General features: G+C 44.7%; 12 protein-coding genes. 5 read left to right on the top strand and 7 right to left on the bottom strand.

The window, feature by feature from the left end:
• Positions 1-26: 26 nt before the first annotated feature.
• On the top strand, positions 27-542 hold the full coding sequence (locus tag K8O68_RS04480; protein WP_230895742.1) for a VanZ family protein: 516 nt from the start codon (positions 27-29) through the stop codon (positions 540-542).
• Between the two features lie 97 nt (positions 543-639).
• Positions 640-1,500 (top strand): SGNH/GDSL hydrolase family protein, encoded by an 861-nt coding sequence (locus K8O68_RS04475; RefSeq protein ID WP_230895741.1) that lies wholly within the window; start codon positions 640-642, stop codon positions 1,498-1,500.
• Positions 1,501-1,563: 63 nt separating this feature from the next.
• On the opposite strand, the gene K8O68_RS04470 is transcribed toward K8O68_RS04475, so the two are convergent.
• A complete protein-coding gene (locus K8O68_RS04470) occupies positions 1,564-1,830 on the bottom strand; it encodes a hypothetical protein (protein ID WP_230895740.1) in 267 nt (88 codons plus the stop codon).
• A 333-nt stretch (positions 1,831-2,163) separates the two neighbouring features.
• Between K8O68_RS04470 and K8O68_RS04465 the strand changes: the two genes are divergently transcribed.
• Positions 2,164-4,227, top strand: a complete 2,064-nt coding sequence (locus K8O68_RS04465) for a penicillin-binding transpeptidase domain-containing protein (protein ID WP_230895739.1) — start codon at positions 2,164-2,166, stop codon at positions 4,225-4,227.
• A gap of 39 nt (positions 4,228-4,266) precedes the next feature.
• On the opposite strand, the gene K8O68_RS04460 is transcribed toward K8O68_RS04465, so the two are convergent.
• From K8O68_RS04460 to K8O68_RS04435, 6 genes are all read right to left on the bottom strand, one after another.
• Positions 4,267-4,815 (bottom strand): cupin domain-containing protein, encoded by a 549-nt coding sequence (locus tag K8O68_RS04460; RefSeq protein ID WP_230895738.1) that lies wholly within the window; start codon positions 4,813-4,815, stop codon positions 4,267-4,269.
• Between the two features lie 31 nt (positions 4,816-4,846).
• Positions 4,847-5,896, bottom strand: a complete 1,050-nt coding sequence (locus K8O68_RS04455) for an ABC transporter ATP-binding protein (protein ID WP_230895737.1) — start codon at positions 5,894-5,896, stop codon at positions 4,847-4,849.
• Positions 5,853-6,881, bottom strand: coding sequence for an ABC transporter ATP-binding protein (locus K8O68_RS04450; RefSeq protein ID WP_230895736.1), 1,029 nt, complete (start codon positions 6,879-6,881; stop codon positions 5,853-5,855). Before K8O68_RS04450 ends, K8O68_RS04455 begins: the two co-directional genes overlap by 44 nt.
• Before the next feature lie 12 nt (positions 6,882-6,893).
• Positions 6,894-7,772, bottom strand: a complete 879-nt coding sequence (locus K8O68_RS04445; RefSeq protein WP_230895756.1) for an ABC transporter permease — start codon at positions 7,770-7,772, stop codon at positions 6,894-6,896.
• A gap of 81 nt (positions 7,773-7,853) precedes the next feature.
• Positions 7,854-8,768 carry an ABC transporter permease gene (locus tag K8O68_RS04440; protein ID WP_230895735.1) on the bottom strand — a complete coding sequence of 305 codons (915 nt, stop codon included), beginning with the start codon at positions 8,766-8,768 and terminating at the stop codon, positions 7,854-7,856.
• Positions 8,769-9,052: 284 nt separating this feature from the next.
• Positions 9,053-10,714 (bottom strand): ABC transporter substrate-binding protein, encoded by a 1,662-nt coding sequence (locus tag K8O68_RS04435; RefSeq protein ID WP_230895734.1) that lies wholly within the window; start codon positions 10,712-10,714, stop codon positions 9,053-9,055.
• A gap of 348 nt (positions 10,715-11,062) precedes the next feature.
• Here K8O68_RS04435 and K8O68_RS04430 point away from each other — a divergent pair, with 348 nt between their 5' ends.
• Entirely contained in the window at positions 11,063-12,199 is a 1,137-nt protein-coding gene (locus K8O68_RS04430; protein ID WP_230895733.1) for a M20 family metallopeptidase, read from the top strand.
• A 220-nt stretch (positions 12,200-12,419) separates the two neighbouring features.
• Complete coding sequence (locus tag K8O68_RS04425) at positions 12,420-12,674, top strand: hypothetical protein (RefSeq protein WP_093054427.1); 255 nt, start codon at positions 12,420-12,422, stop codon at positions 12,672-12,674.
• Positions 12,675-13,019: the final 345 nt, after the last annotated feature.

Here is a 13,019-nt window from a genome sequence, read left to right as displayed (position 1 = left end):
GCTGTTCGCAGAAAGGATGATTCGCCATGAGTGACAGCCGCGGCAGGTTTGTCGTGTTTTATTTAATTCCATTTTTATTCTGGGCGGGCCTGATCTATTATTCTTCCTCACAGACGTTTGAAGACCAGACTGTTGAGCCCGTTTTAGCTGATTTTAATTTAACATGGGTGTCAGCCATGTTCCAGTGGGTGTCTTTTAATTATGGCGGTTCTCCTGTCAGTCTTCAAGCGATGACACCAGCTGAGTTTACTGAATTTTTTATTAGAAAAGGGGCCCATGTCTTTACTTTTGCGGTATTGGCTGTGCTTACTTACCGTCTCATAAGTTATTTTTATAATAATAGAAACGCAGCAGCAGGTATGTCTTTAGCCTTTGTTTTGCTGTACGGGTCTTTTGACGAGTATCGGCAGTCCCTTAACCCCGGCAGATCGGGCATGGTGGAAGATGTGATCTTGAATTTTGCCGGCGGTATTCTTGGCCTGATTGTGTTTTTAACGGTTAAAAAGAGACTGAGGGGAACGTTCAGATCAGGACAAAATTAGTGGAAATTTGTCTAATACTAATGAAAGTGGTGTTTTTTTCCTGTATAATTTTTGTTGGTTAAAGCCATCATTTATTTCTTTTTAAAGGAGCACAAGCATGAACAAGTACATAGCGGGAGCTGTTATCACTTTATCTTTGTTTATCATTTTATTTGGAAAATACCAGTACGATCAGAAGTTGTCCGATATCTCCACCGATGCTCAGGCTGCGGTTTCCAGTGTTGAAAACGTACCTGCAGATGCGGAGGAAAATGAACCGGCAGAAAATGAAAATGAAACTGAAGAAGCAGGCGATGAGCATTTAGAAGGGGAGGAAGAGGAACTGGAAAGGCATTTTGAGCATATGCCTGAGCCGCTCGCGGATGTCATTAAACCAAAGCTTGCGGAAAACGAAACCATCTCTGTGTTAGCTTTCGGTTCACAGTCATTGACTGATTCACAGGACGAAGGACTCAATCCGTGGCCTGAGCTGCTGGAAGAAGAGCTGAATGACGCTTTTGATACTGATGTGTTTTCAGTGGAAACGATGTCGGTCGGCGGCATGACGTCATTGGAGATGATCCAGCAGGGGGTTCACAGAGATGTGGCGGAAAAACAGGCCGATCTCGTTATTATTGAACCTTTACTATGGAACGATAACGGGCAAGTCAGCATTGACCATTCGACTGAACATGTGTCGTTATTAATCCAGGCTTTGAAAGCTGAAAATGAACAGGCCGTTCCGATGATTAATCCGTCTCAGCCTGCCTATAATACGGTGAATTATCCGATACAAATTGAAGGTATGCGGACTTACGCTAATGAAAATGATTATATTTACATCGACCATTGGAGTGACTGGCCTGATATTACAGATGAGGATCTGCTTAATTATGTGGACGAAGACGATCACAGGATGCCTGCTCAGAAAGGCCATGAGCAATGGAGCAAGAGTATTTTATCCGTTTTTACAGATTAAAAAAGACCCCGGGTGCTGAAGCGAGCCTGGGGCCTTTAAGTTCTTATGCAGTTTTAAGAAATTTTAAGAGGTTTTCAAAGATTCCTGGACTTCCTCATCTGTCAGAAAAAAAATTTTATTTGCTGAATACCCTTTAAAGCACGTTGGGCACTGGTATGGAAAAGAATTTTTTTTACTAGTTGCTGATTGTCTGATATCAGGAGCCTGATCGCCATATGTATCCTTTGCCAGCTGATTCCATGCTGAAATATGATCTGTTGTGGAACAATTGGGACACTCTGCATAAGTCGCTTCCAGTATTTTTCTTTGCCTTGCTGTCTTCCAAAACACCAAAATCACCACCGGGGACAAAGTTAAACTAACTATACTATAAAAGAATAATGTCATAATGTGGCATCTTTTATCGATTTTAAAATTATAGACTAGTTTAATGGAGGGGAGCATAGGTCTTTTTGATACAGTTTCTGAAGGATACGGTTAAATTTGGGATTTTTAAAATTATCGTGTGAAAACAAATCAGGCGGGGATCACTGCCGCTGCAGGACCTTACTGTTTTGCCATTAATTTAAACAATTCTAAGGCCATTAGCGAATCTTTTTCCACATTAACGGTTGATAACAAATTTTTTTATATAAGAGTGAGGAAAAAAGGGGGATTTAGAAATTGAGACACACAACATTATTTATCAGTTTATCTGCATTGTTATTAGCGGGCATGACCGCCTGTACGGGAGAGGAGCCTGAAAATCCTGAAGAGACTTTGGAAGGGTACACAGAAGCGTGGAGCGAAAAAGCTTTCTCAGAGATGCCTGACTACCTTACTGAAAATTCCAGGGCGGAGGTTGCCGGCTTTGAGTGGGATTTTGAAGAAAGATATGACGCTATTTACGGGGAATTAGGGATTGACACTATTAATATATCTTTTGAGAGTGTGGATTTTGAAGAAGAAGAGATTGATTTAGATGAGTTGGAAGAAATCGATTATCCGGTATCAGTCGAAATGGACACGGCAGCCGGTTTGCTGTCTTATGATACGGCAATCGCCCTTACTAAATTCATCCCTGGTAACGAGGAAGAAGAGAATGAAGCGGAATGGGGAATTGAATGGGACCCTTCACATTTTATAAAAGGAATGGAGGAGCCGGAAGACACGGTTTCAATTGAAACGGAGCAGCCGGCAAGAGGCGGTATTTTTGACAGGAACGGCGAAAGCCTGGCAGTAAATGGCGACATTTATGAAGTCGGGATTGTCCCTGAACGGACGGAAGATATGGAAGAAACTATTGAACAGTTTGCTGAGGTACTGAACCTGGATGAAGAGCGGGTGGCTGATCTTGCAACCCGGTATCCCGATAATCCTGACTGGAACGCTCCTATTCAAAACCTGTCTATTGACGATGACAGGCTTGAAGACTTGCTTGAAATTCCCGGAGTGGGTGCAGGCAAAGTTGAAGGGCGGGTGTATCCTCACGGGGAAAGCACCGGTCATCTTATCGGTCACATCGGCGCAATTACAGCTGAAGAATTAGAAGAGCGGGAAGGTGAGGGTTACGGCTCAACTTCTGAAATAGGCAAGAATGGGATTGAACGGCTTATGGAAGAAGAACTGCGCGGCAGCCCGGGAATGACTGTCTCTATTAACAGAGAAGACGGCGAGTTAAGGGAAACAATTCTTGAAACAGAGCCGGAGAACGGAGAAGATCTCTATTTGACGCTGGACATAAGCATCCAGGATAAAATGTACGGGGTCCTTAATAATGATTCCGGTGCGGGCTTCGTGATGGATCCGAAAACAGGTGAGACGCTGGCAATGGTAAGTGTACCGACCTTTAATTCGAATTTGAGGTACTTGCAGCTTCCGGACCCGCGGGCGGAAGATATGGAAAGTACCGACATTTTATTTGAACGGCGTTTCCAGGGGGCTTATTCGCCGGGATCTGTATTTAAACCTTTGACCGCCGCAGCGGGACTGGAAGAAGGGACCCTGGATCCTGAAGAAGAGCTGGTCATAGAAGGAAAGCAATGGCAGCCGGATGACAGCTGGGGCGGTTACCGTATCACAAGGGTGAATGATGAGGAGACAAATGTTGATTTGCAGACGGCGATGATGCGTTCAGATAATATTTATTTTGCCAGACAGACACTTGATATGGGGCAGGAATCATTTGAAGAGTGGGCAGGGAAATTTGGTTTTGGAGAACCGTTTCCATATGATTTTCCTTTGTATAGTTCCACCCTTGCTAATGAGGACATAGAAAATGAGATTTTACTGGCTGACTCAGGCTATGGACAGGGGGAAGTTCAGGTTACTCCGGTTCATATGACTGCTTTGTATACAATGTTTCTGAATGACGGCAACCTTATTTACCCGTTTTTGTTTTCAGATGGTCTCCAAAGCGAAAACGAGGGGGAAATGGAGGAACTGATTTCTCCCGAAAATGCCGAAATTGTCCGGGAGTCGCTTATAAGTGTGGTTGAGGATTCTGATGGAACTGCCTACCGGTCCGATGCGGGGCATAACCGTGCTCTTGCCGGAAAAACCGGGACAGCCGAATTAAAAGAGGAACAGACAGCTGAGGATGGAGAGCAAATCGGCTGGTATGTGAGTTTCGATTATGAAGAAGAAGACTACCTGACTACTATTATGGTTCAAAATGTAGAGGAGCGGGGCGGAAGCAGCTATGTCGTCGATCTCGCAAATGAATTCTGGGAAAAGGTTGAGGAATAAGGAAATAAATGGGGGGTCTGCCCCCCCCATTTATTTCCATTAAAATATTTTCGGGGTCACGACACACATAATGGTGGAGGTTTGGTCCTGAAGAGGGTTTCGCCATGTGTGCGGCCGGTCTGAAGGGAAGTGAATAGAATCGCCGGCACAGAGCCTGTGGTTCTCGTTATCAATGGTATACTCCACTTCGCCTTCCAGAATATAATGCACTTCTTCTCCGGAATGCTGGAAAACCTTGTCGGTGGCCCCGGGATCAAGAATGACCAGCAATGATTCTAATGTGCGGGTGGAGAAATTTCCGCTTAAGCGAATATACTTAGCTGGAGACCCTTCAATCCGGAAGGGTCTCCGCTGATTTGGCACCGTTTTGTACTTAGGGTTTTGTTCAGGCTGAAAAAAGCTCGTAATCGGTACTTCAAGTCCATCTGCTATTTTTTTTAAAGAGGATATAGCAGGTGAAGACGTCCCTCTCTCAACCTGTGATAAAAAACTGACTGAAAGGCTGGTTCGGGCGCTTAATTCTTTTAAGGTTAACCCTTGCTGATTGCGAATAGAACGAATTTGTTTAGCTAGCTCTGATTCTGACATACGATCTGTCACTTCCTTTTATCCCATATCCTTAATTGTTTTGGAGGGTGCCTTTCCCGCTTTCCAGGGGATAATGACATGACACAAAGTGATCCGGTTTCAGCTCTCTGAATTCAGGAACCTCCTGTTTACATTTTTCATCAGCGAAAGGGCATCGTGTATGAAAGCTGCAGCCTGATGGCGGATTAACGGGGCTTGGAATATCCCCTTTTAAAACCACGCGTTCTCTTGATTCCCTGACTTCCGGGTCAGGGACAGGCACTGCGGACAGCAGTCCTTCTGTGTAAGGATGCATCGGGTTAGCGAAAAGCTTCTCGCGGGTAGTAAGTTCGACGACTTTCCCTAAATACATGACAGCAATCCGGTCACTGATATGCTTAACCGCAGGTAAACCGTGTGCAATAAAAACCAGGGTTAATTCAAGCTCCTTTTGAAGCCGTTGAAGCAAATTTAAAATTTGCGACTGAATGGACACGTCCAAAGCAGAAACAGGCTCATCGCACACGATTAATTTCGGATTTAAAGCAAGAGCGCGGGCGATGCCGATACGCTGCCGCTGACCGCCGCTGAATTCATGCGGGAAGCGCTGGGCCATTTCTTCATTCAGGCCTACAGTATCCATCAGTTCATATACCCGTTTCTTTAGGTCCTCACCTTTATGTGTCTGGTGTGTCCGCAAAGGTTCTGCAATGAGTTCAAAGACTCTCATCCGCGGATTAAGCGATGAAAAAGGATCCTGAAAAATCATTTGGATGTCACGGCGTTTTTGTCTGAGTTTTTCACCCTCCAGCTTGGTTAAATCTTCGCCTTCAAAGATGATTTCCCCTTCTGTAGGGTCAAGTAAACGAACGATCAAGTTTCCTGTGGTTGATTTTCCGCACCCTGATTCGCCCACAATCCCTAACGTTTCGCCTTTTTTCACTGTGAAGTTCAGCCCGTCCACAGCCCGGAGGTATTCCCGTTCCTTTGTAAACCATCCTTCTGTCACATCGAAATGTTTTTTTACATTTTTGAGTTCCAGTAAAGGAGATTTACTTTTACTTTGTTGTGTCGGCTTCACTGCTGTTTTTGCTTTGTTCATGGGCCATCACCTCCTCGTCATAAAGCCAGCATCGTACTTCCCGTCCTTCTTCCATTTTTTCCAGCTGAGGTTCTTGAGACACACAGTGGTCCATAGCATGCGGGCACCTCGGGTGGAAGCGGCAGCCGTTCGGCATATTGGCAGGAGTAGGAACCGTACCTTTTATGGACACCAGTTCTTCATCTAAATCCTGGATTTTAGGTGTACTGTCGAGTAAGCCTTGGGTGTAAGGATGTTTTGGGTCTTTAAAAAGTGAGAAAACATCAGCCTGCTCTACCACTTGGCCGGCATACATAACGACAACCCGGTCGACGAGCTCAGCGACCACACCAAGGTCGTGAGTTATAAGGACAATAGCTGTATCCATCTTCTTAACTAGATCCTTCATAAGCTCAAGAATTTGAGCCTGGATCGTCACATCCAGTGCCGTAGTCGGCTCATCGGCAATGAGGAGTTTAGGATTGCAGGATAACGCCATCGCAATCATTACCCGCTGGCGCATACCGCCGCTTAGAGAGTGTGGAAACGAATTGTAAACTTTATCTGCTCTTGGAATTCCCACTTGTTTAAGCATGTCGATGCTCATTTTTTTAGCAGTGGCTTTATCGACGTTCTGGTGCTGCAAAATCGCTTCACGCAGCTGATTCCCAATTGTAAACACAGGATTCAGGGAAGTAAGCGGCTCCTGAAAAATCATCGCAATATCATTACCGCGTATCTTCCGCATTTGCCGATTCGAATATTTAGCCAGATCTTTTTCTTCAAAAAGGATTTCTCCGCCTACAATTTTACCCGGGTCTTCTACAAGCCCCATAATAGAAAGAGAAGTGACACTTTTCCCGGAACCGGACTCGCCAACAATGGCTACGAGTTCTCCTTTATTAACGGTGAAGGACACCCCGTCGACTGAGGGGACTGTCCCGTTTTCTGTGAAAAAATGTGTTTTTAACTGATTGACATTTAATAACTGATTATTATCTGACATGATACCCCTCCTTTAACGGCCTTGTGAACGTGGATCGAGAACATCCCGGAGCCAGTCTCCAAGGAAAATGATTCCCAGGACAGTAATTGTAATAGCAAGTCCCGGGAAGGTGGCAAGCCACCAGTTTGTTGCTAAATAATCACGTCCGTCTGAAAGCATATAGCCCCAGGATACGTCAGGAGGCTGAACGCCCATTCCCAGGAAGCTTAACGATGCTTCAAGGATAATAGTGGTCGCCACACTTAATGTAGAAATAACGATAAAGGTTGAAAAGACGTTAGGAAGTATGTGTCTTCTTATGATCGTTAAATTCTTCGTACCTATGGACTTCGCAGCTTTCACATATTCCCGTTCTTTAACTGAAAGTACTTCGCCCCGGATTAACCGGGCATAAATTACCCAGTTCGTCACGCCTATGGCAAATATTAAAGTCATGATGCCAGGATTTAAGACGGCAAGAATAACAAGAATAAACAATATATTCGGGATGGATAAAAAGGCATCAACCATACGCATAGTTACCGTGTCAACCCACCCGCCATAATAACCGGAAAACAGGCCTGCTCCCATTCCAAGAATACCGGCCACGACTACAGAGAAAATCCCTACTAAGAGTGAGATGGTTGTTCCGTAGATAATCCGGCTCAGAATGTCCCTGCCTAAATTGTCGGTTCCGAGAATATGTTCTGACGTTCCGCCTTCCTGCCAGGCAGGAGGAGCAAGCATATTGGCGTAATTCTGCTCATTAACTCCAAATGGAGCTAGCTGGTCAGCAAAAATACCGACGATAAAAACGGTAAGCACAATGAGCAAGCCGACCGTTCCTGTTTTACTTCTCAACAGGAGCTTAGTCCAGCGAACGAGAGGGGATGATTTTTTATACTTTTTCATAGTGTCCGGAGCCGCCTGAGCCTGTGACTCTGAAGGCGGTTCCGGGTTAATTTGCTGGTTCACGTTCAAGACCTCCTCTCATTAATATTTAATTCTTGGATCTAACAGTCTGTATAAGATGTCAGCAATTAAGTTAATTACAATAACAAGAATAGCGATTAAGAACACAGCTGCCTGCACAATGGCCATGTCCCGGGCGTTTACAGCCTGTACGAGCAGCTGGCCGATTCCCGGCCATGCAAAGACCTGTTCCGTCACGATGGCGCCCCCGACTAAAGTGGATGTCTGAAGAGCCATAATCGTAATAACAGGAATAAGGGCGTTTCTGAAGGAGTGTTTATAAGTAACTATCCCGTTACTGACGCCTTTTGCTTTAGCTGTCCGAACAAAATCCTGGTGAAGGATCTCAATCATATTTGACCTTGTTAACCTTGTCATCTCCGCAGCTACTGCTGTTCCGAGTGTAATAGCGGGGAGGACGACATGCATAACCGTCCCTCTTCCTGAGACAGGGAATATCTGGGTGTTAACAGCTAAAATAAGAATAAACATAATACCGAGCCAGAAGTTCGGCATGGCTTTCCCTAAGACAGAAGAGCCTGTAATAAATAAATCGATAAACGTGTTGCGGCGTGTCGCAGACCAGATTCCCATCGGAATAGCGATGAGAGTAGCAAAAAACATAGAAGCGATCGCCAGCTCGAAAGTAGCAGGCAGCCGTTCTAATACAATGGACATGGCGTCCTGGTTATACCTGTAAGATACGCCGAAATCGCCCTGCAGCGCATTTATCAGGAAAGTTCCGTACTGGACATAAAATGGTTCGTTCAGTCCCAGCGACTCCTGCACCCGTGCCACATCTTCAGCAGAGGCTTCTTCAGGCAGCATGAGGGCGACCGGGTCTCCTGCTACATAAACAAGACTGAATACGATAAAAGTCATGATGATCAGTACAGGAATAATTTGAAGAAGTCGTTGTATTAAAAATCTTTTCACGGGATGGTTCACCTCCGGTAATTAAAATAAGCAAGCATGACTGATAAATAAAAGACAGAGCCAGGAATTTGCCGCACTCTTTACAAAAATACTGCATTATTAAACGTATACTGTAATCAAATGTCATAAGAGCATGACCTGTCAGGTTCAATTAACCAGACGGCATTGCCGGCAATAAAGAAAAAATGGAAAGATAAACGGGCGGAAGCATTGGAGGGAACACCCCCAATGCTTCACTCAGCCCGGCTGCCGTCATTTAATAGTTAAAGAGTGAAGAATACTCTTTATCTGCGTGTTACTTCATTTGCATAGTACAATTCATCCTGGCGCGGCTCATAATCTACGAGGTCACTGACGCCGAAGTTCATATTAATAGAGTGTAAATAAATATGCGGCCGGTCTTCTGCTAATATCTCCTGAATACGCTTGTACTGCTGCTCGCGTTCTTCCGGATCCATATTCACCAGAGCGGCTTCAAATAATTCATCCACTTCTTCATTTGAGTAATCCATTCTACCTTTATTCAAAGGTGAATCAGTCGTATAGTGATCAAGGTTTTGAGCGGCATCAAACAGAGAACTTGCAAGCCCGAGCAGCATTAATTCTTCATTATTATTGCCCGAGTATATCTCAACAAACTGGCTCCATTCTAAAAATTCAAGATTAACTGTAATGCCGACTTCACTTAACATCCCTACAATAACTTCCGCAATTTCAGAGTCCATTAAGTAGCGGCCTTGAGGAGCTTGCATTGTGATTTCAAGCCCGTCGCCATAGCCAGCTTCTTCGAGTAACTCGCGGGCACGGTCCTGGTCATGAACAAACGTATCAAATAAATCTTCATTTGCGCCTACATTACCAGGTGTGACACGTGTACGGGTAGGAATGCCGGATCCCTGCATCACTTGTTGAGTAATCGCTTCATTGTCGATGGCTAAATCAATCGCTTCGACAACTCGCGGATCGGAAGTGGCTACACCTTCAGATTGTCGTGTAATAAGAAGCATTTCACGGTTTGATTCAGCGTTTATATGCCTTGTGCCTTCATTTTCATCAATTCTCTCCCACTCATTTGGAGGGACATCTGTTACGATGTGGGCATTTCCTGTCAGTAATTCGCCCACTCTGGTTGACGTTTCCGGAATCGCGCGGAAAACAACTTCATCCCAGTCGGTAAAATCTTCCCCGAGGAAATAATCATCAAATTTTTCAAGAACGACTCTGTCGTCACGAGACCATTCGACAAATTGATAAGGACCGGAACCGACAGGCTCTTCTAAGAAATGATCCATGCCGTTTTCTTCAATGTAGTCTTTCGGTAAAATTCCCGCCCCGGTAGCACCTAAACGGTTTAAGAGAGATGGCTGAGGCCCGTCAGTGTTCATTCGGACAGTCAGTTCATCCACAACTTCAATTTCGCCTAACTGGGTGTACCGTGAATGTTCAGAAAGTGTCTCATCTTCAATCACCCGGTCAAATGTAAATTTAACGTCTTCCGCAGTCAATTGATCGCCATTATGAAAATAGATATCGTCATGGAGCGTGAATTCCCAGACGTCGTCTTCTACATTTTCATAGTCTGCGACAAGGTGAGGTTCAACTTCCATTGTCTCGGAATCCCGTTTAAACAAGTAGTCAAACACATTAACATGCACGGCTTCGGTAGAGGTGTTTCCATGGTCATGGATATCCCAGGACACCATATCTGTTCCCGATGCAATGACGAGAGTACTGTCTTCCAGTAATTCTTCCGCTTCTGCTGTAGCCTCATCTTCATTATTACCGGCGTCTGCGTTATTGTCTGTGTTATCCGCAGCCTCTCCGGCATTGTTGTTATTCCCGTCTTCAATCTCTGTGGTGTTATTATCGTCCCCGCCACAGGCGACAAGAAGTCCAACACTTAAAGCAGTAACAGCCCCTAAACTTCTTCTAGTTGCCTTTTTCATCCATTATTACCTCCATTTTCAAGCCACGCTTCACTTTTTATGTAAAAATGAAGTGTAACTATAATTTATATGACCACCTTACCATCATTTTTTATAATTGCAAGACAATTTGAAATAATCAAAAACTATGAAAACGTTTGCTTGAAAGGGGGGGATTGCTTAAACCTTTGGGGCTGTAAGAGTGACTAAATGTGAGATTATTCGACAGTTTTTTTATAAAAAAAGAGACTGTTGCAAACATTCTGAAATGAAAGTAGAATACGTAATCATTCAAGGTGCATTCAGCTGCAGGATTAAAAGGAAAATCAAGGCTGTAAATGAAAAATACTGTAAAAGGGGTGAGGCAGCATGACAATACTGAAAGACTATTTTTTTACAAAAAAGGAAGAATTAAAAGAAGACTTGCTAACTTTGACAAGAGCTGAATCACCAACACCGGACAAACAGATGGTGGACGAGTGCGGACAGGTGCTTGCCGGGCTGTTTAAACAGCATTTAGGTGTGGAACCGGAAGTATTCAAGCAGGACGTGCAGGGGGACCACCTGAAATTTAAAATCGGAAAAGGGAAAAAGAAGGTTCTGATTCTTGTACATTTCGACACGGTCTGGGATGCTGGAAGGCTTCCGATTGTTGAGAAAGAAGGGAAGCTTTACGGCCCTGGAGTGTTTGATATGAAAAGCGGAATTATTCAGGCGTTATGGGCGGTAAAGGGCCTCGTGGAAGTTGAAGGGGGACTGGAAGGGCTTGAAATTACGTTCCTTTGTACATCAGATGAAGAAATTGGAAGTGTCAGCTCCAGGGATTTAATTGAAGAAACGGCAAAAATGTGTGATGTGGTACTCGTAACAGAGGCGCCGGTCCACGGAAGCGGAGCGTTGAAAACGTCCCGGAACGGGGTAGGTATTTACGAGCTGACTGTCAAAGGACACAGTTCCCATGCGGGAAGCCACCATGCTGATGGAATCAGCGCCGTTAAAGAACTGGCGCACCAGATCATCAAGCTCGAAGGCATGACAGATTATTCAATAGGGACCACGGTGAATATCGGAGTCATTGAAGGAGGAACAAGGCTGAATGTCGTGCCTGATTCTGCCCGGTGCACGATCGATTTCCGGGTAAAAACGAAAGAAGAAGGCGAGCGGATGGTGAAAGCAGTTGAAAGCCTGGAGCCTCTGACTGAAGGAGCGAAAATTGAAGTGGAAGGCGGTTTGAACAGGCCGCCAATGGAACGGACCGAAGCAACCGCGCACTTATTCGGGCTTGCCCGGGATGCAGCCCGTGAAATTGGATTTGAGCTGGAAGAGGCTCACATTGGCGGGGGCAGCGACGGTAATTTTACCGCTGGACTGGGAATCCCGACAATCGACGGGTTTGGCTGCTACGGAGACGGAGCCCATGCCGAACACGAACACATTGTCCTCGACGAGTTACCGAAAAGAGCAGCTCTCATCGCTTATTTGTTAAAACGCCTCGCAGCTGAATAGGAAAAAAATGGGGGGTCTGTCCCCCCATTTTTTTGTAAGTGACGCTTTTGTGAACCCTATTGTAATTTAAGGGAGATTATTTTATATTATAACTATCAAGTTAGTGAAATGATTCACAAAACACTATGACGATGTTGTTAACCTATTAGTAAGGATAATTCGATATTTATTTAAATGATTTTGTGAAACTGTTCACAATTATTTTGAGGAGGAATGTGCGATGTTACAAATTACAGAGCGTGCTGCAAACATTTATAAGGAAGAGATGGAACTGGGTGGTGAAGAAGAAATCCGCCTGTTTGTAAGAGGTGCAGAAGGATTTTTCCTTGGTGTAGACAGAGACAATTCAGAAGCCGATGACTGGAAATGTGTCGTTAACGGAGTAAGGTTCTTTATTAAAGAAGATGACCTGTGGATGTTTGACGGAAAAACACTCGACTTTTGCGAAAAAGGTGACTGCATTAAGCTGCATTAATTGTATGATTTCTTAAGAGGCCGGGACAAAAGAATAGTAATCATAAAGAAAGCCGAACAAATTTTATGATTTTTGTTCGGTTTTTCGCTTTTGTACATAACTCTGATAAATAGTAATGGCAGTGATTTCAGTCCGCCAGGCGGGCGCTTGCCCAGGGGCTTGTCTTCAGCTAAATCCAACTCAGCCTGGGGCTTCGTTGAATTGGATCTTCAGACTGCGCCTAATCCCTCGGGCGTCGCCGCCTTATGTCCTTCTAATGACTGGATTTAAAGCTGTGGAATAAAAGCAGTCATTTCAGTTCGCCAGGCGGGCGCTTGCCCAGGGGCTTGTCCTCAGCTAAATTCA

Origin of the sequence: Salipaludibacillus sp. CUR1, from assembly GCF_021028955.1 — a bacterium.
In the GTDB taxonomy this organism is placed as follows: Bacteria; Bacillota; Bacilli; order Bacillales; family Salisediminibacteriaceae; genus Salipaludibacillus.
Note: the sequence above shows the minus strand (reverse complement) of the source record. Positions and strands in the feature narration are given on the sequence as shown.